Origin of the sequence: Streptomyces sp. NPDC088387, from assembly GCF_044753385.1 — a bacterium.
Classification (GTDB): Bacteria; Actinomycetota; Actinomycetes; order Streptomycetales; family Streptomycetaceae; genus Streptomyces.
Window position 1 is genome coordinate 51,201 of sequence record NZ_JBIVNC010000013.1, and the last position, 22,679, is coordinate 73,879.

General features: G+C 71.5%; 19 protein-coding genes. 12 read left to right on the forward strand and 7 right to left on the reverse strand.

Annotation, left to right across the window (positions count from 1 at the left end):
* Positions 1-57: 57 nt before the first annotated feature.
* Both ACIQAC_RS30005 and ACIQAC_RS30010 read left to right on the forward strand, forming a co-directional pair.
* Positions 58-2,886 carry a M4 family metallopeptidase gene (locus tag ACIQAC_RS30005; protein ID WP_402196336.1) on the forward strand — a complete coding sequence of 943 codons (2,829 nt, stop codon included), beginning with the start codon at positions 58-60 and terminating at the stop codon, positions 2,884-2,886.
* Between the two features lie 157 nt (positions 2,887-3,043).
* Positions 3,044-5,557, forward strand: coding sequence for a SpoIIE family protein phosphatase (locus ACIQAC_RS30010; RefSeq protein ID WP_402196338.1), 2,514 nt, complete (start codon positions 3,044-3,046; stop codon positions 5,555-5,557).
* 14 nt (positions 5,558-5,571) lie between these two features.
* On the opposite strand, the gene ACIQAC_RS30015 is transcribed toward ACIQAC_RS30010, so the two are convergent.
* The 3 genes from ACIQAC_RS30015 to ACIQAC_RS30025 form a co-directional block, all read right to left on the reverse strand.
* Entirely contained in the window at positions 5,572-6,228 is a 657-nt protein-coding gene (locus ACIQAC_RS30015; RefSeq protein WP_402196341.1) for a response regulator, read from the reverse strand.
* Positions 6,225-7,535 (reverse strand): sensor histidine kinase, encoded by a 1,311-nt coding sequence (locus tag ACIQAC_RS30020; protein ID WP_402196343.1) that lies wholly within the window; start codon positions 7,533-7,535, stop codon positions 6,225-6,227. Before ACIQAC_RS30020 ends, ACIQAC_RS30015 begins: the two co-directional genes overlap by 4 nt.
* Positions 7,536-7,668: 133 nt before the next feature.
* Positions 7,669-9,885, reverse strand: a complete 2,217-nt coding sequence (locus tag ACIQAC_RS30025) for an MMPL family transporter (protein WP_402196346.1) — start codon at positions 9,883-9,885, stop codon at positions 7,669-7,671.
* A 437-nt stretch (positions 9,886-10,322) separates the two neighbouring features.
* On the opposite strand from ACIQAC_RS30025, the gene ACIQAC_RS30030 reads away from it, so the two are divergent.
* From ACIQAC_RS30030 to ACIQAC_RS30040, 3 genes are all read left to right on the forward strand, one after another.
* Positions 10,323-10,772, forward strand: coding sequence for a DoxX family protein (locus tag ACIQAC_RS30030; RefSeq protein WP_402196348.1), 450 nt, complete (start codon positions 10,323-10,325; stop codon positions 10,770-10,772).
* Between the two features lie 141 nt (positions 10,773-10,913).
* Entirely contained in the window at positions 10,914-12,845 is a 1,932-nt protein-coding gene (locus ACIQAC_RS30035; protein WP_402196351.1) for a protein kinase, read from the forward strand.
* Between the two features lie 66 nt (positions 12,846-12,911).
* Positions 12,912-13,289, forward strand: coding sequence for a nuclear transport factor 2 family protein (locus ACIQAC_RS30040; protein ID WP_402196354.1), 378 nt, complete (start codon positions 12,912-12,914; stop codon positions 13,287-13,289).
* A 19-nt stretch (positions 13,290-13,308) separates the two neighbouring features.
* Here the strand turns inward: ACIQAC_RS30040 and ACIQAC_RS30045 are convergent, their stop codons facing one another.
* Entirely contained in the window at positions 13,309-13,590 is a 282-nt protein-coding gene (locus ACIQAC_RS30045) for a hypothetical protein (RefSeq protein ID WP_402196356.1), read from the reverse strand.
* Positions 13,591-13,907: 317 nt separating this feature from the next.
* Between ACIQAC_RS30045 and ACIQAC_RS30050 the strand changes: the two genes are divergently transcribed.
* Complete coding sequence (locus ACIQAC_RS30050; protein WP_402196358.1) at positions 13,908-14,378, forward strand: flavodoxin family protein; 471 nt, start codon at positions 13,908-13,910, stop codon at positions 14,376-14,378.
* A gap of 118 nt (positions 14,379-14,496) precedes the next feature.
* Here the strand turns inward: ACIQAC_RS30050 and ACIQAC_RS30055 are convergent, their stop codons facing one another.
* Positions 14,497-14,787, reverse strand: a complete 291-nt coding sequence (locus tag ACIQAC_RS30055; protein ID WP_402196360.1) for a DUF6355 family natural product biosynthesis protein — start codon at positions 14,785-14,787, stop codon at positions 14,497-14,499.
* Positions 14,788-15,266: 479 nt separating this feature from the next.
* Here ACIQAC_RS30055 and ACIQAC_RS30060 point away from each other — a divergent pair, with 479 nt between their 5' ends.
* Both ACIQAC_RS30060 and ACIQAC_RS30065 read left to right on the forward strand, forming a co-directional pair.
* Complete coding sequence (locus ACIQAC_RS30060; protein ID WP_402196361.1) at positions 15,267-16,271, forward strand: Lrp/AsnC family transcriptional regulator; 1,005 nt, start codon at positions 15,267-15,269, stop codon at positions 16,269-16,271.
* A 118-nt stretch (positions 16,272-16,389) separates the two neighbouring features.
* Entirely contained in the window at positions 16,390-16,527 is a 138-nt protein-coding gene (locus tag ACIQAC_RS30065) for a hypothetical protein (protein WP_402196363.1), read from the forward strand.
* Between the two features lie 30 nt (positions 16,528-16,557).
* Here ACIQAC_RS30065 and ACIQAC_RS30070 read toward each other — a convergent pair whose 3' ends face one another.
* On the reverse strand, positions 16,558-17,124 hold the full coding sequence (locus ACIQAC_RS30070) for a MarR family winged helix-turn-helix transcriptional regulator (RefSeq protein ID WP_402196366.1): 567 nt from the start codon (positions 17,122-17,124) through the stop codon (positions 16,558-16,560).
* Between the two features lie 164 nt (positions 17,125-17,288).
* On the opposite strand from ACIQAC_RS30070, the gene ACIQAC_RS30075 reads away from it, so the two are divergent.
* The gene (locus ACIQAC_RS30075) at positions 17,289-17,804 is read left to right on the forward strand and encodes a YceI family protein (RefSeq protein ID WP_402196368.1); all 516 of its coding nucleotides are present in this window, start codon (positions 17,289-17,291) and stop codon (positions 17,802-17,804) included.
* A gap of 51 nt (positions 17,805-17,855) precedes the next feature.
* Here ACIQAC_RS30075 and ACIQAC_RS30080 read toward each other — a convergent pair whose 3' ends face one another.
* A complete protein-coding gene (locus ACIQAC_RS30080) occupies positions 17,856-18,524 on the reverse strand; it encodes a GPP34 family phosphoprotein (RefSeq protein ID WP_402196370.1) in 669 nt (222 codons plus the stop codon).
* 300 nt (positions 18,525-18,824) lie between these two features.
* Between ACIQAC_RS30080 and ACIQAC_RS30085 the strand changes: the two genes are divergently transcribed.
* From ACIQAC_RS30085 to ACIQAC_RS30095, 3 genes are read left to right on the forward strand one after another with little or no spacing between them, the layout of a single operon-like run.
* A complete protein-coding gene (locus ACIQAC_RS30085) occupies positions 18,825-19,469 on the forward strand; it encodes a (2Fe-2S)-binding protein (RefSeq protein ID WP_402196372.1) in 645 nt (214 codons plus the stop codon).
* Positions 19,469-20,440, forward strand: a complete 972-nt coding sequence (locus tag ACIQAC_RS30090; protein WP_402196375.1) for an FAD binding domain-containing protein — start codon at positions 19,469-19,471, stop codon at positions 20,438-20,440. The genes ACIQAC_RS30085 and ACIQAC_RS30090 overlap by 1 nt, the downstream gene beginning before the upstream one ends.
* A gap of 1 nt (position 20,441) precedes the next feature.
* Positions 20,442-22,658, forward strand: a complete 2,217-nt coding sequence (locus tag ACIQAC_RS30095) for a xanthine dehydrogenase family protein molybdopterin-binding subunit (protein WP_402196378.1) — start codon at positions 20,442-20,444, stop codon at positions 22,656-22,658.
* Positions 22,659-22,679 lie beyond the last annotated feature (21 nt).

Here is a 22,679-nt window from a genome sequence, read left to right on the forward strand (position 1 = left end):
CATGCCCAGCGGCGCTCCGCCGTCGGGCCGGCATCACTGGGGATGGGGGGTCCGGCCATGCGTCGGTCCAGAAACGGCTCGGCAAGACCAAGACGGTTACGGGGAACGGCACCAGGCGGCATATCCGGTGCGGCGGCGCTTCTCGGCGTCGCCGCACTTGTCGTCTCCCTGGCACCCGCCACCGCCACCGCGACCGCGGCGGAACCGGACCCGGGCGAGGTGATCCCGGGAGCACGGACCGACACACCCGCACTCGTGGACGGCATCCGCGAACAGGCCCCGGCGGCGGCGACCGCGGCCGGCGCGGCGCGCGCCCACCTCGCCGCCGAACGCGACCGCTACCGGATACCGGCCCCGGCCCGCGACCTGCGGCCCGCCGGCACGGAACGCGACGGGGACCGCGAGGTCGTCCGGCTGGACCAGACGTACCGCGGGATCCCGGTCCTGGGCGGCCAGTACGTCGTCCGTATGGAACACGGCGACGACGGAGAACGTGTCGTCACGGGCACCTCCGGCCGGTACTTCACCGAACTCAGCACCGGCACCACCGCCGAGATCGACGACACGCTCGCCGTCGAACGGGCCGTCGACGCCGTGCTCGACGAACTCCAGACGGCGAACTTCATGTCGGCCGAGGAGGACGAACCGGCGCTCACCGGCACCTCCCACGGGCTGGTCGTCCTGCCCACCGGCACGGGCGTGCTCGCCCGGCACATCACCGTGCGCGGCACGGATCCGGCGCACGGCGAACCGGTGCTGCGCGAGGTGTACATCGACGCGCGGGCCGGGTACCCGGTGCTCCAGTACAGCGGGATCCGGACGTTCGGAACCCCGGCGGGCGCGACGACCGGAAACGCCCGCGCCGACACCGACACCGAGATCGACGCCGAGACCGGCTCCGGCACCAACGCCGCCGCCGAGACCGGCTCCGGCACCAGGCTCGACGGCACCGCCGTCGACCTCCAGGTGACCTACAACCCGGTGCGCGAGGAGTACCTGTTGCGGGACACCACCCGCCTCCAGGACGGCCTGGCGCTGGCGGTCTGGGACGCGCGCGGCCGCTGGGCCAGTGACCTCGGCGGCATCTGGCCCGAGGACCTCCAGGAGTTCGGCTCGCCCACGGCCGCCTTCGACGCCGCGGCCACCGCGTCCGGAGCCGTCGACGCCCACTGGGCGTCCGCGCAGGTCCACGACTACTTCAAGGACCGGCACGGCCGGGACAGCCTCGACGGCCACGGCATGGCCGTCAACTCCCTGGTCGGCGCGACCGACTACGGGCAGCCCTACGTCAACGCCTTCTGGGACGGCCAGAAGATGGTGTACGGCACCGGCGACGCCGAGTACCGTCCGCTGTCCGCGGCCCTGGACGTCGTGGGCCACGAGATGACACACGGCGTGATCGAGCACTCGGCGAACCTGGTCTACGCGGGCCAGTCCGGCGCCATGAACGAGGCCATCGCCGACTACTTCGGCAACGCCATCGAGGCCGACGTGTACGGCACACCCGTCAGCGACCCCGACGCGCCGCTCCTCGGGGAGACGCTGTGCCGGACCCTGTCGCCGCGCGAGTGCGCGATCCGTGACATGGGCGACGGGCGGACGACCGCCAAGTCCTTCCTCGGTGTCGGGTTCGGCACCGACAACGGCGGAGTGCACCTCAACTCCACCATCTTCTCCGGTGCGTTGTGGGACACACGCGAGGAGCTGGGGGCCGAGCTCACGGACCGGATCGTGTACCGGGCGCTCACCCAGTACCTGACCCCGCTCGACGGGTTCACCCAGGGCCGCGACGCGGTGCTCGCCGCGGCCACGTCGCTGGGTGTGACCGGCCGCGACCTCAGGGCCGTGGAGCGGGCCTTCAACGCGCACGGCATCGTCGCCAACTGGGAACTCGCCCTCGGAGTCGACTCCGACCCGGTCCTCGAACGGGTCAACACCGCCGGCTCCCGGGTGGGCGCGGGCGGCGCATGGTGGACGGCGTCCTCGTCCAACGAGGCCGGCTCCGAGCCGTACTCGGTGTGGGCCGGGCGCCTCGACGGCACCGGACAGCTGAAGCTGATGAGCCCCAACGACGGCCGCTATCACGTCAATCCGGCGACCGACGGCAGAACGGTGGTGTGGCAGGCGCACGGCGCGACCGGCGTCGAGATCCTGTCGCGGCCACTCGCGGGCGGACCGGTGAAGAGCCTGTGGCAGGGGCGCAGCGTGGGCAGTGCTCTCGACGTCGACGGTGACGTCGTCGCCTTCGCCTACTCCACGTACGGCGGACGGCAGGCCGTGGGCTACCTCAGCCTGAAGGACCCCGCCGGCCGGGTCACCATCGGCGGCGGCACCTACCACCGCTCGACCTTCCCGTCGGTGAGCAACGGCAAGGTGGTCTACCAGGACCGTCAACGTGTGCGGGCGGGCTACGAGTTGACGACCCGGATCGTGGACGTGGCGACCGGCGAGGACAAGGCGGTCCAGCAGACGTCGACGGAGACCAGCCTGGGCCCGACGGCGGTGACCCGTGAGCATGTCTACTGGCTGCTCGACGAGATCGACCAGAACGGCACCACGGCCCTGCGCCGCACCGCCCTCGACGGCTCCGGCGCCACGGACCTCAGCCCCGAGACCGGTCCCGGCGCGATGAACGTCGCCGAGCTCACGGTCTCCGAGGAGGCCGTCACCGTGGGCGCCCGCACCCAGGTCCCCGAGCTGACCAACGAGTCGCTGGCCAAGCTCTGGCAGTTCGCTCCGGACGGCAGCCGCAGCCGGGTCTCCTGCAACCGCGGCGAACAGCTCTCCGCCGCCGCGGCACCCGGCACCCGGGTCCTGTGGATCGACGCGACGACCGGCATCAGTGACGTTGTGACCCGCTCCCGTCCGACCGGCACCTGCGCCTGACCCGTATCCGTCGCACCACGCCGGTGCCGAGGGGAGCCGTCCTCGGCACCGGCCAGGCGTTACCCAGGGCTGTCACTGCCGGTGACGACCAGCCGATCGGCTGTTGTCCGCCTAAACTGGGACCACCGCAAGCGGCGGTTCGTCGACAGGGCAGCCCATGGTCGCAGTCCGTTCCCGGCCGCGCGTCGCATGGCGTCTGACGCGCCTCACGGTGGTCGCGAGCAGTCTGCTCGCGATACTCATCGGCGTCGTCTTCGGCGTGCTGCTCTGGGCGATCGACGACCTCCAGGAGTCGACCGACGCGAGGAAACAGATCCGTACGGCTCTCGTCGAGGCCGCGGGCCTGGAGAAACTCGTCCTGGACGTCGAGACCGGACAGCGCGGCTTCGTCATCACCCACCAGGAGCGCTTCCTGGAGTCGTGGAACACCGCGAGGGCCGAGTACCCGGCCGCGGCCCGCCGGCTCGTACGCGCAACCGACCCCGCCGACCTGCGGACACTCGCGGACCGGATCGCCCGGGACGGACAGTCCTTCATCGACGACTACTCCGTCCCGCTCGTCGAGGCGGTACGCCGCGACGACCCCGCCACCCGAAGCATGGCGACCACGGAGGAGGGAAAAGAGCGGGTCGACGCGTTGCGGGAGCAGTTCAGCCGCTTCGAGAGCGGCGCCCGCGCCATCCTCGCGGCCCGGGAGGACACCGCCGAGGACAGGGTCCAGTGGGCCATCGCCGTCGGCACGGCCGGCCTCGTCGGCTCGATCCTCCTCGTGACCGCCTACGGGGCCTACCTGACCCGCGCGATCGTCCGGCCGGTCCGCACGGCGTCCGCCGCCGCGTGCCGGCTCGCCGACGGGGACTTCTCCGCCCGCCTGCCCGAAACCGGCGCGGGCGAGATGGGTGAGCTCCAGGTCGCCTTCAACACCATGGGCCACTCGCTGGCCGAGAGCCGGGAACTGACCGAGACGGCCCACGCCCGGCTCAAGCTGCTCTACGACGTCAGCGTGGCGCTCGGCACCACCCTCGACGTGGAGCGCACCGCCCAGGAGCTGGCCCAGCTGGTCGTCCCGCCCTTCGCGGACCTCGTCACCGTCGACCTGGCACTGGCCGTCCTGCGGGGCGAGGCACCCTCGTCCGCCGACCAGGTGCCCATGCGCCGGATCGCCGTCGGCGGCGTCGACGCGGACGCCCCGCTCCAGCCGGCGGGCGCCCTGATCAGCTGGGCGGCGCCCACCCCGCAGTCCCGCAGCTTCCGGGACGGGCTCACCGTCCTCGAACCCGATCTGCGGGACTCGGCCGCCCTGGAGGCCCAGGGCACGGAGGCGCACGGCAAGCTCCTGGACTTCGGCGTCCACTCGCTGATCACCGCTCCACTACAGGCCCGGGGCGTGCGGATGGGGGTGGTCACCTTCTGGCGCTCCGGCTCGTCCGGCCCGTTCGGCGCGCCCGAGGTGTCCTTCGCGAGGGAACTCGCCGCCAGGACCGCGGTCGCCATCGACAACGCCCGCCGGTACACCCACGAGCGCGACACCGCGCTCACCCTGCAACGCAGCCTGCTGCCCCGCCGGCTGCCCACCCGGTCCGCGGTGCGGACCGCGTCGCGATATCTGCCGGCCGGCTCACAGGCCGGGGTGGGCGGCGACTGGTTCGACGTGATCCCCCTGTCGGGCGCCCGGGTCGCCCTCGTCGTCGGGGACGTCGTCGGCCACGGCATCCACGCCTCGGCCGCCATGGGCAGGCTCCGTACGGCCGTCCGTACCCTGGCCGACGTCGATCTGCCGCCCGACGAGCTCCTCACCCACCTCGACGACCTGGTCATCCATGTCACCGGCGAGGAGGTGTCCGGCTCCGTCGACGGCGACGCGGCCGTCACGGGCGTTGTGGGCGCCACCTGCCTGTACGCCGTGTACGACCCCGTCTCCCGGATCTGCACCCTGGCCACCGCCGGACATCCGCTGCCCGTCCTGGTCCCGGCGGGCGGCGCTCCCGAGCACGTCACAGGGCCCGTCGGCCCCCCGCTGGGCATCGGTGGGCTGCCCTTCGAGACGACCGAGCTGTCCCTGCCCGCGGGCAGCGTCCTCGCCCTGTTCACCGACGGGCTGGTCGAGTCCCGCGACCGTGACGTCGACCAGGGCATCGCCGACCTGGGCCGGGCCCTCGCGGAGTCGGTGACGTCGCTGGAGGCAGCCTGCGACACCGTGCTCGACGCCCTGCTCGGCGACCGTACGACCGACGACGTCGCCCTCCTTCTCGCCCGCACCGGCGCCCTGGCCCCGGACCAGGTGGCCACCTGGGACATCCCCTCCGACCCGGCGCAGGTCGCGCACGCCCGGACCCTCGCCACCAGCAAGCTCGAGGACTGGGGCCTCGCCGAGCTGGGGTTCGTCACCGAACTGGTGGTGAGCGAACTGGTCACCAACGCCGTCCGCTACGGCGCCCCGCCGGTCACCCTGCGGCTCATCCGCGACCGCACCCTGATCTGCGAGGTCTCGGACGCCAGCAGCACCGCACCCCATCTGCGCCGGGCCCGGGTCTTCGACGAGGGCGGCCGTGGACTGCTGCTCGTCGCGCAGCTCACCAACGGCTGGGGCTCACGGCAGACCACCTCCGGCAAGACCATCTGGTGCGAACAGGCACTGCCCGACGGCCGTGGGGAGGGCGGCGACGGGTAGAGCGCGCTCCAGGGTCAGGTCGGTCGCACCAGGCCCGTGTCGTAAGCGAAGATCACCGCGTGCACCCGGTCCCGGGCGCCGATCTTCGCCAGGACCCGGCTCACATGCGACTTCACCGTCGACTCGGCGAGATGCAGCCGCTCGGCGATCTCCGCGTTGCTCCAGCCGGTCGCCATCGCGGTGAGCACCTCACGCTCGCGCTCGGTCAGCGCGGCCAGCCGGCGCTCCTGGTCGGGACTCTGGCTGCGCATCCGTTCCGTGAAGGCGTCGATGAGCTTGCGGGTCAGACCCGGCGCGATGACCGAGTCCCCGGACGCCACCGCCCGGACACCCGAGATCAGCTCGTCCGGCAGCGCGTCCTTCAGCAGGAAGCCGCTGGCACCGGCCCGCAGCGCCGCGTACGCGTACTCGTCCAGGTCGAACGTGGTGAGTACGAGGACCCGGGAGCGGCCTCCGGAATGGACGATGCGGCGGGTGGCCTCGATGCCGTCCATGCCGGGCATACGGACGTCCATCAGCACGACGTCGGGCCGGAGTTCGGCCGTCAGCCGGACCGCCTCGGCGCCGTGGGTGGCCTCGCCGACCACGGTCAGGTCGGCGTACTGCTCGAGGAGCATGCTGAAACCGAGTCTTTGCAGGGCCTGGTCGTCGACGATGAGAACGGTGGTCATACCGGACGATTCTCCGTGAGTGCCGAGGAGCTGGTGGTCAGAAAGCGGGCGTGGACCGTCCATCCGCCGTGGCCGTTCGGCCCGGCCGTGACCTGCCCGCCGTACAGCGCGGCCCGCTCCCGCATCCCGACCAGGCCGCGGCCGTCGGCGTTTCCGGGGCGGGCGAGGGAGGGGCCGGTGTCCTGGATGGTGAGGTCTACCGCGGTGTCGTCGCTGGTGAGCGTGATGTCGACGCTGGTGCGGGGCGCCGCGTGCTTGAGGGTGTTGGTGAGGGCTTCCTGGACGACCCGGTAGACGGTCAGCTGGAGGCTGGGCGGCAGGTCGGTGAGGTGGCCCTTGGTGTGCAGATCGACGGACGGTCCGGCGGCGCGGACGCGTTCGACGAGTGGCCGCAGGTCGTCGAAGCCGGGCTGCGGGGCGAGCGGGGTGTCCTCGGCGGTGGCCTTGTCGTCGTCGCCGATGACGGCGAGGAGCCGGCGCAGCTCGGCGAGGGCGCCGCGGCCGCTGTCGGCGATGATGCGCAGGGTCTGGGCGCCCCGTTCGGGTTTCGACGTGGTCAGTCCGGCGGCGCCGTTGGCGAGTCCGACGATCACGGCGAGGGTGTGGCCGAGGATGTCGTGCATCTCGCGCGCGACCCGGGAACGCTCCGCCGCGGCGGCCAGCCGGGCCCGCTGGTCACGCTCGATCTCCAGCCGGAGGGCTCGTTCCTGAAGGGCCCTGATGTACGCGTTCACCACCCGCATCACCACACCCGCCGCGGCGACCGCCACGATCAGCAGCGCCTGGATCACCGCCACCACCCACGTCTGAAGGCCGACCGTCTGGCCGTTGTCGTGGACGAGGGTGGCCACCGTCGTCTGCGTGACGCCCACCGCCAGACAGGCCGCCAGCTGGACGGGCCGCCCGGCACGGCCCACGTTGAGCAGCGCCGCCACACGCGCGGCCTCGGACCCCGTGGTGGTGTCCATGACCAGGGTCACCGCGGAGGCCACCGACGTCAGCGCGAAGACCAGGATGGGCCGCCTGTCCCGCCACAGCAGGGGCAGGCAGAACGCGACGGTCAGGGCCACCATCGCCGGCAGTCCCGGCCGCACGCCGTCCGCCGTGTCCGACAGGGCCGGGAAACCGAACAGCACGCAGATCAGGGGTACCGCCCAGCGGCGGATCCAGGGCAGGTTCAGGTCCGCCTGTCTGGCCCGCAGGAGCCAGCTCATCACCACGGCGTCGGAGCGCCGGTCCGCCTCGCCCAGCAGGGTCTCGGGCGTGACGGAGGACGTCGGTGGTTCGGTGGCGGTCGTTGCGGTCACGTCGTACACCTTCTCGATGCAGGGGCCGCCCGCCGGTCCCCGGGGGATCGGGACCGACGGGCGGAGCGTGTGGTCGAGGCCGGGGGCGCGGCCGTACGTCCTACGTCCTGCTTCGGATCGTACGGCCGACGTCTCAGCCCTTTGTGGTGGGCACGGTCGCGAGCTGCATCGTGTGCTCGGGGTTGTCGTCGAGGAGGTGGCGGAGCTTCTCGCCCTCCACGTCGACGTTGGGCAGCAGCCGGTCCAGCCGGCGGGGCAGCGTCCAGGCGCGGTGGCCGAGCAGGGCCATGACCGCGGGCACGATGGCCATCCGGACGACGAACGCGTCGAGGAGGACGGCGGCGGCGAGGCCCAGGCCCATCGACTTGATGATCGCGGAGTCGCTGCGGATGAACCCGGCGAACACGGCGATCATGATGACCGCGGCGGCGGTGACCACGCGGGCGCCGTGCCGGAAGCCCGCGATGACCGCCTCGTTCGGTTCGGCGCCGTGGACGTACTCCTCGCGCATGCGCGTGACCAGGAAGACCTCGTAGTCCATCGCGAGGCCGAACACCACGCCGATCATGAAGATCGGCAGGATGCTCACGATCGGCGCGGTCGAGTCGACACCGAAGACGTCGGCGAACCAGCCCTTCTGGAACACGGCGACGATGACACCCAGGGTCGCCAGGATGCTGAGCAGGAAACCTCCCGCGGCCTTGAGCGGCACCAGGATCGAGCGGAACACCAGCATCAGCAGCACCAGCGCCAGACCGACGACCACACACAGGTACGGGACCATCGCCGAGCTGAGCTTGTCGGAGAAGTCGATGTTGAGGGCGGTGGTGCCGGTCACCAGCAGGTCGGCGCCGGTGTCGTCGTGAAGTGCCCCGCTGCGGTCGCGGATGTCGGAGACCAGGTCGACGGTCTTCTCGCTGCTCGGCGAGGAGTCCGGGACCGCGCGGATCAGGGCCACGTCACCGGCCTCGTTGAACGTCGCCGGACCCACCGACGCGACGTCGGGCAGTCCTTCGAGCAGGGTGACCGCGTCGTTCGCGGCAGCCTTCGGGTCGTCGCTGCCGCGGGCGTCGACCACGACCGAGAGAGGGCCGTTGAAGCCGGCGCCGAAACCCTTGCTGACGGTGTCGTAGGCGATGCGCTGGGTGGAGCCCTGCGCGGCCGTGGAGTCGTCGGGCATCCCCAGCTGGAGGGACAGGGCCGGGGCGGCGAGCAGGAGCAGACCGGCCACCGCCGTGCCGAGCACCCGGACCGGGTTGCGCAGCACGAACCGCGCCCAGCGGACCCCCATCGGCTCGCGTTCGCCGCGCTCGACGGCCCGCATCCGACGGGTCCGGTACTTCCCGGCGGTGATCCGGGTTCCGGCGAAGCCGAGCATGGCCGGCAGCAGGGTCAGGGCGATGATCACGGCGACGACCACCGCGAACGCGGCACCGAGCCCGATGTCGGTGAGCATCTTGATGCCGATGACGCTGAGCCCGACCAGGGCGATGACCACGGTCATCCCGGCGAAGACCACCGCCGAACCGGCCGTGCCCAGCGCCCGGCCCGCGGCCTCCTCGGGTGTGTGGCCCTCCCGGAGTTCGCTGCGGTAGCGGGAGACGATGAACAGGGCGTAGTCGATGGCCACCGCCAGGCCCAGCATCAGGGCGAGGGTGCTGGTGCTGGAGCTGAGATCGACGACGGAACCGGCGATGGTGATGCCCATGATGGCGAGCCCGACGCCGAACAGCGCGGTCAGCAGCGGCAGTCCGGCCCCGACCAGGGAACCGAAGGTGATGACAAGCACAACGGCGGCGATCACCACACCGATCACCTCGGTGGCGCTCTGGTGGGTCTCCTCGGCGACGGCCGACCCGCGCAGATTCACGTCGAGTCCCGCGCGCTCGCCCTTCGCGGCGATGTCCTCCAGGGCCTCGCGGGCATGGTCGGTGACATCGGCCTGCGCGACCTTGTAGGTCACCTGGGCGTAGGCGACCGTGCCGTCCTTGCTGACGGCGCCACTCGTGTAGGGGTCGGCGACCGCGGCCACCTGGTCGGCCCTGCCGAGGTCGGCGACGAGGCTCTCGATCTCGCCCTTGTTGCTGCCGGACGTCAGTTTCTGCCCGTCGGGTGCCGCGAAGACGACCTGCGCGGAGGCGGCGTCGGCCGACGCCTGCGGGAACTCCTTCTTCAACAGGTCCGTCGCCTGCTGGGACTGGGTGCCGGGGATGCTGAAGTCGTCCGACGTGCTGCCCGACACGCTGGACGCGCCGATGCCGACGACGGCCAGCACCGCTATCCAGAGCATCAGGACGAGCCGTCGTCGCCGGAACGAGTACCGGCCCAGCCGGTAGAGGAACGTTGCCACGGAATACTCCCGGAGGGCAGTCAGCAAGCGGATACGGGCCGTGATCCGGCCCACGCATCACGCTACGAACGCCCAGGCGCCAAACCCTGGGTCCGCGGAAGTGAATGCGCTCCGGGCACTGGTACCGCGGTGCCGTCCGCGCCTCATCCGCTGGATGTACCTCCGGGACCCGCCGGGTGTACCCGTGCTCCCACAGTGCCGGTCGGTGTGGTGGCGCTCAGCGGGCCGCGATCGCCTCGATCTCGACGAGGACGCCGGGCTTGGCGAGGCGCTCGACGCCGATCGCGGCACTGCTGGGCTTGATGCCGTCTCTGTTCGCCACCACTCTCGATGAGCCAAACGGCCGCCGCGCACGTACGTACTTGATGAGGGGGGCCGATCCGGCCGGCCCTGCGTCTGTCGACGGCGCGTTTTCTGATCCGAGGGGGATCTCACCGATGGGCACCGAACCACTGAACGGCAGACTGGCCGGCTACCAGCCGTTCGTCCTCGGCGCGTTCCGTATCGTGCTGGGCCTGTTGTTCACCAGCGAAGGTGCCGCCACCGTTTTCGGAGTCCTGGACCGGAAGGCGAGCCCCGTGGGGGACTGGCCGTTCTGGTACGCCGGAGTGATCGAGCTGGTGTGCGGCGTTCTTGTTCTCCTCGGGGTGGCGGCGCGCAGCGCGGCGTTCCTCTGCTCGGGGATCATGGCTTTCGCCTACTTCACCGAACACCAGAAGGACGGACTCTTCCCGCTCCAGAACGGCGGACTGGCACCGGTGCTGTTCTGCTGGGGCTTCCTGATGGTGGTCGTCTTCGGGCCGGGTGCCCTGTCCCTCGGCGGACTCGCGCGCCGCAACCGGGCCACCGCGGACAACAACGTCGGGGTGCCCAACCCGGTGGTGTGAGACAGCGCCCGGCACCCGCGCTGTGGTGGTTCTGCGCGGGTCCGGGCGACTTCCTGTGAACCGGATCATCACCCCGTTCACGGTGAGTACACTCCGTGACGAGCAACAGGGACATGCGTTGATCGGGCGGGAGTTGAGGCGGTGCAGGCGACGCCGGAGGCCGGGGACAGAATCGCCGGCCGGTATCTCCTGCAAGAGCCCATCGGCAAGGGCGGCATGGGTGTCGTCTGGAAGGCCTGGGACGAGCGGCTACAGCGGCGGGTCGCCGTCAAGTGCGCCCGCCTTGACGACGACCGGGCCACCCGACGGCTGATGGTCGAGGCACGCAACGCCGGCCGGCTGCACCACCCCAACATCGTGGGCGTCTTCGACTTCGTCGACGAGGGCGCCACCTGCTGGATCATCATGGAGTACGTGCCGTCCCGCAGCCTCGCGCAGCTGATGGCGGAGCGCGGCCCGCTCTCGCCCGAGGAGGCGGGCTCCATCGGCTGTCAGATCGCGGACGCGCTGGCGAAGTCCCACGGCGAGGGCGTGGTGCACGGCGACGTCACGCCGGAGAACATCCTCGTCACCAACGAGAGCGTGGCCCGGCTCACCGACTTCGGCATCTCCAGGGCCCTGGAGAGCGACGCCTCGCACAGCACCACCTCAACCGTGCGGGGCAAGCCCCGCTACCTCGCCCCGGAGGTGGCGCAGGGGCAGTCCGCGGGTGAGAAGGCGGACGTCTTCTCGCTCGGCGCCTCCCTGTTCATGGCCGTGGAGGGGCGGTCGCCCTACGGCGAGGCCGAGCACCTCATGGCGTATCTGGCGCGGGCGGTCGAGGGGAACATCGAGACCGCCCGCCGGGCCGGCCGGCTGGCCGAACCCCTCACCGCACTGCTGGAGCCGGACCCGGGCAACCGCCCCGACGCCGCCCGCGCACGCAAGCTGCTGACGCGGGTCGCCCCACCGCCCGCGCACGTCCAGGAACAGCTGGACGACAGCGGGACCTTCACACTGCGGCTGTCCAAACGCGGTCGTCGTACGACGGACTTCACGCCGTTCATGCTCCAACTGCCGCGTCCGGTACGGCGTCGCCGCCGTGCGCTCGCTCTCGCGGCCCTGGCTGTCGTGCTCGCCGGCGCGACCACCGCGGGGCTGTTCCTCGCCGGGCCGTGGGCGTCCGACGGCGACGACGGCAAGGGCGACCCGGCGGCGGCGAAGCCCTCGGTCGCGGGCAGGCCCGGCACGGTCGGCGACGCCCGCACGGCCGACCCCTGCGCACTGCTGGACGCCGCCTCGCTGAGCCGCTTCGGCCAGACCGAACTCGACCCGGACTACGGTGAGTTCGACCGGTGTGACGTGGTCGTGGCGAACAGCAGCGGCGACGAGAACGCCGACCTGGAGGTCAACCTCGACAGTGACCGGGACGAGTTCGACGGCGACCTGACCACCCGGCTGGTCGGCGACCTCACCGTGGTGACGCTCAAGCGGGACGGGGAGTCCTGCACACGTGCCGTGCTGACCGCCGACGACCACCAGATCCGGGTCATCGGCAAGGACCTGGCCGCGGGTGCGCCCGACCCGTGTGCCATGGCCGACGCGGCCACCGACCACGTGGTGGGCGTACTGGCCGACGCCCCGGTACCCCGGCGGGCCGCGCCACCGGCCGCCGACTCGCTTGGCCGGCTCGACGCCTGCACCCTGCTAGACGACACCGCGCTCAAGCGCCTCCCGGGCGTGCGGGCGGGCAACCGCGACCCCGGGTTCGGCTCCTGGGACTGCGACTGGTCCAGCGACGACGGCGAACACGAGGTGGAGATCCAGTTCAGCCGGGACAACGCGCTCGACTCCGACGACGGTGACCCCGTGGACGTCGCCGGGATCCGCAGCTATGCCGTCGCCGACGAGGCCGACGACGACAGCTGCACCGTACGGACACCGCACCGGACGTACACGAACGCCGTCGGAGACCGCACGGTCGAACTGTTCCAGCTGACCGTGTACGCACCCCAACCCAGCGACCAACTCTGCGACGGGGCGAGGGCGTTCGCCGCCGACGTGGTGGCGAACATCGCGAAGCGGCTCCCGTAGCCGCCCTCGCCGGATGCCCCGCCTGTAGGGTCGTAAGACATGACAGCAGAGTCACCGGCAGAGACCGTGCAACGTTTGTTCCCGCTGCTCGCCGAAGGCAGGAGTGCGGAGGCGGCGGCACTGTTCGCCGACTCGGTGTCGTTCTCCGTCCCGCACGCGCCGGGCATTCCGTGGATCCCGCAGGTCGACTCGGCGGACGACATGCGGATCTTCTTCGATCTCCTGCGAACCCATGTGCAGGGCAAGAGGTTCGACGTCCGCCAGATCATCGCCGAGGGCGACGACGTGGTGCTCGTCGGGCGCCTGCTCTCCGAGGTCAGGAAGACCGGCCGGGAGATCGACACCCCGTTCGCCCTGCACACCACGGTCCAGGACGGGCTGATCACCCGCTACCACCTCTACGAGGACAGCTACGCCGTCGCCAAGGCCTACTTCGACGAGTGACGTCGGACGGGCCCGCGCCTCACCGGTACGGGGAGCCGGGCCGGGTCCGTCCTTCGGCGGCGCTTTCCGCCACACCGGCCTGCCGCAGGAGCAGATGCGCCAGCCCGCGCGCCTCGTCCGCGGTCAGCGCGGCCCACGCTCCTGGTTCGTCCCCCTGCCCGCGGCCCACGTCCAGCGTCACCCGACTGATGGGCCGGTCGGCAGGGGCCAGCCGCAGGCACCGTACGGCGATCCTGCGCCCGCACGTCGTCACGAGTGACGTGCTGCTCCCTCTGGGCCGTTCGTCTTCTGCCGTGGCCATCGTCCTCGCTCCTCCGCCGGATGGTCGCTGTCTGCCCGGCCGGTCTCGTCCGGGGCGAACGCCCGGCGGGGTACCAGAGCCAGCGCCGCGCGGGGCGGCATTGTTCCCCGCCCGACGGATGGTTTTACGGCCGTTTCGACGCGCCCCCACCGACTGCCCGTGGCACCGATTCACGCCGTACGGGCCCTGAACCGGGCGGTGTTGACGCTCTCGGCGTGGCCCGCGCGACAAGCACGGACGTGATGCGCTTCGAGCCGTGTCACATTCGGCGTCGCCGTGGTGTCTGCATGCCGAGAGCCGAAGAAGGGACCGTCAGGATGAAGGCCGTCATCGTGTGCGCCTCCGTGTCGCACGGCAACACGCGTCGAGTCGCCGACAGCATGGCTCGGGTACTGCGGGCCAAGGTCGTCCCACCCGAGGAGGCCGATCCGGCGGAGCTGGCCGGGGCCGACCTGGTGGGATTCGGTTCGGGAGTCTTCTACGGCAGACTGCACCCACGTCTGACGGACTGCGTCAAGGCGCTGCCCGCCGGACGGGCCCGGGTGTTCGTGTTCGCCACCAGTGGGCTCCCCGAACTGCCGCCGGCGCCCTTCACGCGCCCTGTGGCCCGGCTCCTGGAAGGGAAGGGCTTCGAGGTGGCGGGGACGTTCACGTGCCGGGCGTTCGACACCTGGGCGCCCTTCAAGCTCGTCGGCGGCATCAACAAGCATCGGCCGAACGACACCGACCTGGCCGCCGCGCGGGCGTTCGCCGAGCGGCTGGAGGGCGGGCGAGAGCGCCTGCCCTGACCAGGGCGCTGATGCGCGGGTCACCTTCTCGACCCGGCCCACATCGGCAGAGCCGTTCGGGGCCGCCCCCGTCGGACGGGAGGCGGCCCCGAACGGGACTGACAGGGGGTGCCGTGCGTCAGCAGGTGCGGCCCACGTAATAGGCACCGTCGATCTTGCTCGCGGAGCCCAGCCAGGACTTGCCCGGGGCCACACATCGCTCGTAGTCGCTCGCCCAGGCCACCTCGACCTTGATCACGACACGGGAGCCGTCGGAGGTGCAGTGGTTGTAGAAGGCGTCGGAGCCGGTCTTGAAGAAGCCGCACGGGTCGGCGGCCGCCGTGGGCGCGGTGGCGGTGGTGGTGCCCAGGAAGGCGAGCGTGAGGGCGAAGGCACCGAGGGAGCTGGTCAGCAGACGACGGGCACGCACAGAGAACTCCTAGAGGAGGCAGAGATGAGGGAAGGACGAACGCCGACGGCAGGGGTGGAGCCACTGCCGGGCGCGCGTCCATGATCCATCCCACCGATGCCCGATCCGGTGTCCGTACGCCGATGTCACCCGCGGAATCATTTCCTCGATACGCCATCCGGATCACCCGCCTGGACATGCTCCCGGGGCTCGGGTAGCGCGCGGGCCTGGAAGCGGCGTAGGTCCGACGAAACACGGACGGCCGCCCGGCGGGCGTGCTCGCGCCAACCGGTCAGAGGCGACCGCCCGGGTGTACACCGGTCTGCTTCGTCCTCGTCGGCGACGAGCGCGATGCCCCGGCGAAGACCGGTGGGCCGGCCGGACCGACGCGTTGGACCATGGCGCCACTGTCTCCCCGCCCCGGTCCATGCCTCCAGCCACTTCGCATATCCGCGGCTGAAGCTCCGTGATCACCGACCGTGTATACCTATAATTCCGTCATGGATCAGACGGACCGGCGGATCATTCAATGCCTGCTGCGCGACGGGCGGGCGTCCTTCCGGCGTATCGCCGAGGTGGCCGAGGTCTCCGAGCAGACCGTGGCCCGCCGTTACCGCGCACTGGTCGCCGACGGAGTGGTCCGGGTGCGTGCCCTGCCCCGCCACGCACGGCCCGGCGACCAGACCTGGTTCGTCCGGGTCCAGTGCCGCCCCGACGCCACCGACGCCCTGGCGGACGCTCTCGCCGGCCGCGAGGACACCGCGTACGTCAGCGTCACCTCCGGTGGCTCCGAGATCGTGTGCCAGGCCCACACCGGCCCACGCCACCAGGGCGGATCGGTCCTGCAACGCCTGCCGCGCACGGCCAGGGTCCTCGGCTTCAGCGCCTGTGCCGTCATGCACATGTACCTGGGCAGCGGCTCCAAGTGGCTCGCCTTCGACGACCCGCTCACCGACGAGCAGGCAGCCCTGCTGCACGCCTCCGACCGGCAGCAGCGCGCCACCGTCGGCGGAGTGGCCCCGGACGTCCGGGACGCGGGGGCTCCGCGCGAGCAGGACGACCCGCTGATGGCCGAACTCGCCCGCGACGGGCGCGCCGGAGTGGTCGAACTCGCCCGCGCCTGCGGCTGGTCGAAGTCCCGGGTCTCCGCGCGTCTGGACGAACTGCTCGCCGCCGGGACCCTGCGTATCGCCGTGGACCTGGCGTACCCGCGGTTCGGCTTCCACGCGCCCGCCTACCTCTGGCTCACCGTCGCCCCCGGCCGACTGGACGCCACCGGCGAGGTCCTCTCCGCCCATCCCGAGACCACGTTCGCCGCCGCCGTCACCGGATCCGCCAACCTCCTGGTCACGGTCACCTGCCGCACCATGGACGATCTGTACTCCTACGTCACCACCAAGGTCGGAGCCCTCGACGCCGTCCGCCAGGTCGAGGTGGTCCCGGTCCTGCACCGCCTGAAACAGGCGGGCACCCGGCTTCGCGACGGCCGCCTCACTCCGGTCTGACGGACCGGCACCACTGACCGACGGTGGCGCACCACTCCTGTCTGACCGAGACCTCCGACCGACGCTGGCACACCCCCCCGTGCGCCGAGCCGCCGGCTTGGACGATACGGCGGCCTGGTTGCTCCTGACCCCGGTACTGAGCCTGCGCAACGTCAACGGCGGCCGGATCGCCGATGATCCGAAGGACACCGCGGCCGTGGCGGACGCCCTCGCCGCCCTGCGCGCCAATGTCGCGGTCCCGTCGGCCTGCGCGTAGGGCCGAGCTGCCCGGCGAATGTGTGCCAGGTCAGGCGGTGGCCGGTTGCTCCGACGTCGCCCCCGGCGTCGGGGCCGCCGACGCGCCCTCGGTCCGCGACCGTTCGATGGCCGTGGCGAGCCCCGGCAGCAGACTCTCGACGGCGCTCTGCTGCTCCGGGCCGATGACGTGGCCGAGGCTCTGGGTGACCGTCGAGGCGAGGGCCTCCGACGACTCCTTCAGCTGCCGGCGGGCCTTGTCGGTGAGGGCGACCTCGATGCCCCGCTTGTCCCCGCACACCGACTCGCGCGTGACCAGACCGGCACGCTGAAGGCACGCGACCTGGTAGGTCAGACGCGTCTTCGGGCGGCCCAGCAGCTCCGCGATACGCGTCATCCGCAGCCGCTCCTCCGAGGTCTCCGCGAGCAGGCAGAGAATCAGGAACTCGTCGTGGGAGACGCCCAGCCGCTCCTTCACGATCACCCGCAGCTGCTGCTCCACGGCGCCCACCGCGGCGAGCATCAGCATCCATGCCCGCAGCTCCATCGGCAGCAGTCCGTCGGCACGCAGCGACGGACAGGCGGGCAGGCCAGCGCGGATCTCCTCGGCGTCGGTCATGAACCGAGTGTACCTGTTGTCCAAATTTGAACTCGATGGTTGTTCAGATTTGGATGACAGGCTAGCGTGGCTCTGTCATCCAGTTTTGGACTACCTGGATTCCGGGTGCTGTCCCGTGCACTGGCGCGCCCCGCGCATCGATGACCCTCGGACAGGAGTACGTCATGACCGTCGCCGTAGAGACCGGGCTCTGGCAGCTCGACGCGAGCGCTTCCACCGTCGCCCTGCGTCACAAGACGCTGTGGGGACTGGTTACCGTCAAGGGCGCCTTCACCGGCGTGGCCAGCAAGGGGGAGGTGCGGCCCGACGGGTCCGCCACCGGCACGCTCACCCTGGAGGTCGCCTCCCTCGACACGAAGAACCCCAAGCGCGACGCCCATCTGCGCTCGGCCGACCACTTCGACGCCGACAACTTTCCCGAGATCACGTTTGTCGCCCGCAATGTGGAGCTGGGCGACGACAATGCCGCCCACATCGTGGGGCAGTTGACCGTCCGGGGTGTCAGCCGGCCGCTCTCCTTCATCGCGCGCCTTGTCGACTCGAACGCCGAAGCACTCACGCTGGAGGGGGAGTTCACTGTCGACCGTCATCAGTTCGGCGTGAGCGGCAACCAGTTGGGCATGATCCGCGGGCTGACCACGGTCGAGACCACCCTGCGGTTCCGGCGGGCCACGAGCTGAGCCCCCTGGGTCCCCTCACGCGGGCGGGCCCGGATCCGGCCGGCGAGGGCGTCAGTTGGTGACGGCCGAGACGGTTCCCGCGGAGACCGCCGCCGTGGTCCGCATGACCGCGGCGTTCACGGCCTCGGCCACCCAGCTGCCCTGCTCCAGCTTCTTCGCGCGCTTGTACACCTCGCCCGACCACGGGACGGAGCGGTGCAGGCTCGGCAGGGTGCCGCTGGCGGAGAGCAGACCGATCAGTGCCGTAGTGCGGGTGTCAGGGTCCGCGCCGTCGACCAGGACGGCGCGGACCTGCTGCATGAGCGCTTCCTTGTGCCGGGTGTCCGCGGCCCGGGTGGCCGTGGAGCGGAACAGGCCGAACGTCTTCCTGCTCGCCCGGCGGAGCAGGCCCCGCTCCACGAGCCGGTCGAGCACGGGACCGCGTAGCCCGGAGCCGACCTCGATCAGAAGCGTCTGGACGCCGCGCGGTCGCTCCGAGGCCTTCTCGTGAGCCGCCCGGAGCATCGGGTCCGCCGGCGGGTTGTCCGCTACGGCGTGCACCTTCAGGCCGTTCAGGCCGCGGTCGCTCTCGTCGACCCTGATGTGCCCGCCGAGCCCCAGTTCCACGAGGACCGCACCGCCGAGGGTGTAGAAGAGCGTGCCGGCTCCCGCGATCGCCCCGGACTCGTCGTCCATCATCAGCAGCGTCAGATCTTCGACGATCAGCATCTCGCGCGGCATGGTCTCTCACCTCTGCGTGGGTCCTGGGAGGGCCCTTCGGTGCGTGGGCCCACACTTCACGCCTTGCCCGATACGGGCCGCGGACACGGGGTGATGTGTCACAGGAGCCGGTGACAGATGTCATGGCGCGTGCCTGACCAGCGACTTACCGCTCCGGGTGAACGTAATGGGGAAGTAAACGTCTGCCCAGGGTTGTGTAGCGGAGGGGCCTCCGACAACGTCGTTAACACCGGAGGGCTCTCCGGTACGCGCCGTCGCGTCTCCTCGTGACGATGCGCCGGCACGGATGGTGGAGGCAGCGTGGACGCCCCTGACCGAGACCCACTCACCGACCCCGGTACGGAAGCCGCCCCCGACCCGGGCCACGCCGCGACGGGCGTCGGACGGCGCGGATTCCTCGCCGGCGCCGCGGGCACGGCCGGCGCCCTCGCCGTCACCGGCACCGTCGACACCGGACGGGCTACGGCGGCCCCCGGCCCGCCCCCGCAGAACACCGGCACACGGTTCACCGTCAACGGACGGGACGTGGAACTGGACCTCGACGCACGCGTGACCCTGCTCGACGCCCTTCGCGAACGTCTCGCCCTCACCGGCACCAAAAAGGGCTGCGACCGTGGACAGTGCGGGGCGTGCACCGTCCACATCGACGGACGCCGGGTACTGGCGTGTCTCACCCTCGTCCGCTCGGTGCACGGCAAACAGGTCACGACCATCGAGGGACTCGCCGACGGCGAGCGGCTGCACCCCATGCAGCAGGCCTTCGTGGACTGCGACGGACTCCAGTGCGGGTTCTGCACCCCGGGCCAGGTCATGTCGGCCGTCGGGTTGGTCCAGGAAGGGCGGGCCGGCACCGACGAGGAGATCCGCGAACACATGTCCGGCAACATCTGCCGGTGCAGCGCCTACCCCAACATCGTCGACGCCGTACGGAAAGGGGCGCGCTGATGCGGCCCATCGACTTCGCGACCCCGACCAGCGTCGAGGACGCACTGCGCCGGTTCGACGCCGGCACGGCCTACCTGGCCGGCGGCACCACCCTGGTCGACCTGATGAAACTCGACGTGCTGACCCCGGACAAGGTCCTCGACATCGACCGGCTGCCCCTGCGCGGAGTCCACCCGCGCCGCGACGCGCTGCACATCGCGGCCCTGGAGCGGATGAGCGACGTCGCCGCCCACCGAACCGTCGTCCAGGACTACCCCGTACTGTCCCAGGCCCTGCTGCTCAGCGCGTCCGGGCAGTTGCGCAACATGGCCAGCATCGGCGGCAACCTGCTCCAGCGCACCCGCTGCTCCTACTTCCGCGACATCACCTCGGCCTGCAACAAACGCGAACCCGGCAGCGGCTGCCCGGCCCGCGAGGGCGTCAACCGCGGCCACGCGATCCTCGGCACGAGCGAGTCCTGTGTCGCCACCCACGCCAGCGACCTGGCGGTGGCCCTGGTCGCCCTGGACGCCTCCGTGGTCCTGACCGGCCGCGAGGGCTCACGCACCGTGCGGCTCGACGACTTCTACCGCGTCCCGGGCGACACCCCGCACGTCGAGAACCAGTTGCGGCCGGGCGAGATCCTCACGGAGGTGATCGTGCCGTCCCTGCACTGGGCCCGCCGCTCGACCTATCTCAAGGTCCGCGACCGGCAGTCGTACGAGTTCGCGCTCACCTCAGCCGCCGTCGCCGTCGACCTGCGGGGCCGCACCGTACGGGACGTCCGGATCGCGGTCGGCGGCGTGGCCACCAAACCCTGGCGCCTGCCCCACGTCGAACAGGCCCTGCTCGGACAGCCGTTGCGCGAGTCGGCCGTCGTCAGAGCGGTGGAGCACGCCGCCGACGGGGCGCTCCCGCTCCCGTACAACAAGTTCAAACCGGCTCTGCTGCGCAGGACGCTCGCACGGGCCCTGACGAGTCTGGCGAACTGACATGACACAGCGCCTCATCGGCACCCCCGTCAACCGGGTCGACGGCCGCGAGAAGGTCACCGGAGCCGCCAAGTACGCCGCGGACCACGTCCTGCCCCGGATGGTCTACGGCCATCTGGTGCTCAGCACCATCACCCGCGGCACCGTCCGTGCGATGAACGTCGGCCGGGCACTGGCCGCACCCGGCGTCGTCGCCGTGTACAGCCCCTTCGACCCGCTGCGGCTCCACCCCCAGTCGCCCGGCGGCGCCGCCGACGCCTTCGGCGAGATGCGGCCGCCGCTCCAGGACACCGAGGTGCGTTACCGCGGGCAGATCGTCGGCCTGGTGCTCGCGCGGAGCGTCGAGCAGGCCCGCGACGCCGCCGCGCTGATCACCGTCGACTACCGGGCGGAACCCGTCGACCTGTCCTTCGAGGAGAACCTCGACGACGCCGAGGAACTCACCTACCCACCCTCCGTGGTCGTACCCTCCGCCGAGGCCGTCGAGGAGGCGTGGGCCGCGAGCCCGGTCCGGCTGGAACAGACGTACCGTCAGCCCGCCGAGCACCACAACGCGATGGAGCCGCACGCCGCCGTCGCCCGCTGGGACGGCGACACCCTCACCATCCACACCGGCACCCAGGGCCCCGCCCTGCACGCCGTTGAGATCGCGACCGGCCTCGGAGTGGAACCGGACCGGGTGCATGTGGTCAGCCCACACGTCGGCGGCGGATTCGGTGGTAAGGCCACCACCTGGTCACCCACCCTGCTGGCCGCCGCCGCGGCCCGCGCGCTGAACCGCCCGGTCAAGGTCGTGGTCAGCCGGGAGCAGCTGTACACCGTGACCGGACACCGCGCCGCGTCGATCCAGACCGTTCGGCTCGGCTCGGACCGGGACGGACGGCTCCACGTCATCCGGCACGACGGCTACTGCCGCGGCTCGGTCGTCGGCAACGGCTTCGAGGCACCCGCCGCAGCGTCGCTGCGCACCTACCGCGTGCCGAACGTCGCCGCCCGCAACCACACCCTCAAGCTCAACATCCCACCGGTCACGATCATGCGGGCCCCGGCCGAACAGCCGGGCTCCTTCGGCCTGGAGTGCGCGATCGACGAACTCGCGGTGGAACTGGGCATCGACCCGCTGGAGATCCGCCGCCGCAACTTCGCCGACGTCCATCCCGGCGAGGGCCTGCCCTGGTCGAGCAACCACCTGGAGGAGTGCTACCGCATCGGCGCCGACCGTATCGGCTGGCACCGCCGTGCCGCCCCGCCCGGCACCACGGAGGACGGCGACTGGCTGGTGGGCCTGGGCATGGCCACCTCCGGCCTGGGCTCGGCACCGGCCCAGAGCGTGAGCGTGCGGGTCGTGTTCCACCGCGACGGCACGGCGTCCGTCGGCACCGCCAACGCCGACATCGGCACGGGTATGCGTACGGTCCTGGCGGTCATGGCGTCCGACACGCTCGGGCTGCCCCTGTCCCGGATCAGGACGGAGCTCGGCGACTCCACCCTGCCCACCACCGAGGCCTCCGCCGCCGGCGCGATCGGCTCCGAGGGGACCGCCGGCGTGGCCCCCGCCGTGGGCCCGGCGGCCCGGGCCGCCGTCGACGCCCTCGTCGAGCACGCCGTCACACAGCCGCGCTCGCCGTTCCACGGCATGCCCACCGGCGACATGCGCTACCGCGACGGCACCCTGTCCGGGAACGGCCGCTCGATGCGGTTCACCGAACTGCTCGCGCGGACGGCGACCTCGACCGTGGCGGCGGTGGCGACGACACCGGAGGCACCGGCCGAGAGCGACGTCTCCTTCCAGTCCTTCTCCGCGCACTTCTGCGAGGTCAGGGTCAACCGCTGGACACGCGAACCCCGGCTCGCCCGGTTCGTGAGCGTGGTCGACGCCGGCCGCATCATCAGCGAGAAGACCGCCCGCAGCCAGATCATCGGCGGAGTCGTCTGGGGGCTCGGCCAGGCGTTCCTGGAGGACGCCCACCTGGAGACCCACAGCGGCCGTATCGCCAACGCCAACCTCGCCGACTACATGGTGGCGGTCAACGCGGACGTCCCGCCGATCGACGTCCACTTCCTCGACCACCCCGACACCGACGTCAGCCCGGTCGGCGCCCGCGGGATCGGCGAACTGGGTGTGATCGGCGCGGCGGCGGCCATCGCCAACGCGGTGCACCACGCGACCGGAACACGCGTCCGCGACCTGCCGATCACCATGGAGAAGCTCCTCTGATCGCCGCGCTGCTGCCGGGCC

Excerpts from the sequence above, each read along its gene's own strand:
- ACIQAC_RS30095 (WP_402196378.1), top strand. The coding sequence starts at position 20,442 with ATGACACAGCGCCTCATCGGCACCCCCGTCAACCGGGTCGACGGCCGC.
- ACIQAC_RS30090 (WP_402196375.1), top strand. The coding sequence starts at position 19,469 with ATGCGGCCCATCGACTTCGCGACCCCGACCAGCGTCGAGGACGCACTG.
- ACIQAC_RS30070 (WP_402196366.1), bottom strand. The coding sequence starts at position 17,124 with ATGACCGACGCCGAGGAGATCCGCGCTGGCCTGCCCGCCTGTCCGTCG.
- ACIQAC_RS30075 (WP_402196368.1), top strand. The coding sequence starts at position 17,289 with ATGACCGTCGCCGTAGAGACCGGGCTCTGGCAGCTCGACGCGAGCGCT.
- ACIQAC_RS30010 (WP_402196338.1), top strand. The coding sequence starts at position 3,044 with ATGGTCGCAGTCCGTTCCCGGCCGCGCGTCGCATGGCGTCTGACGCGC.
- ACIQAC_RS30030 (WP_402196348.1), top strand. The coding sequence starts at position 10,323 with ATGGGCACCGAACCACTGAACGGCAGACTGGCCGGCTACCAGCCGTTC.
- ACIQAC_RS30015 (WP_402196341.1), bottom strand. The coding sequence starts at position 6,228 with ATGACCACCGTTCTCATCGTCGACGACCAGGCCCTGCAAAGACTCGGT.
- ACIQAC_RS30080 (WP_402196370.1), bottom strand. The coding sequence starts at position 18,524 with ATGCCGCGCGAGATGCTGATCGTCGAAGATCTGACGCTGCTGATGATG.
- ACIQAC_RS30050 (WP_402196358.1), top strand. The coding sequence starts at position 13,908 with ATGAAGGCCGTCATCGTGTGCGCCTCCGTGTCGCACGGCAACACGCGT.
- ACIQAC_RS30005 (WP_402196336.1), top strand. The coding sequence starts at position 58 with ATGCGTCGGTCCAGAAACGGCTCGGCAAGACCAAGACGGTTACGGGGA.
- ACIQAC_RS30060 (WP_402196361.1), top strand. The coding sequence starts at position 15,267 with ATGGATCAGACGGACCGGCGGATCATTCAATGCCTGCTGCGCGACGGG.
- ACIQAC_RS30045 (WP_402196356.1), bottom strand. The coding sequence starts at position 13,590 with ATGGCCACGGCAGAAGACGAACGGCCCAGAGGGAGCAGCACGTCACTC.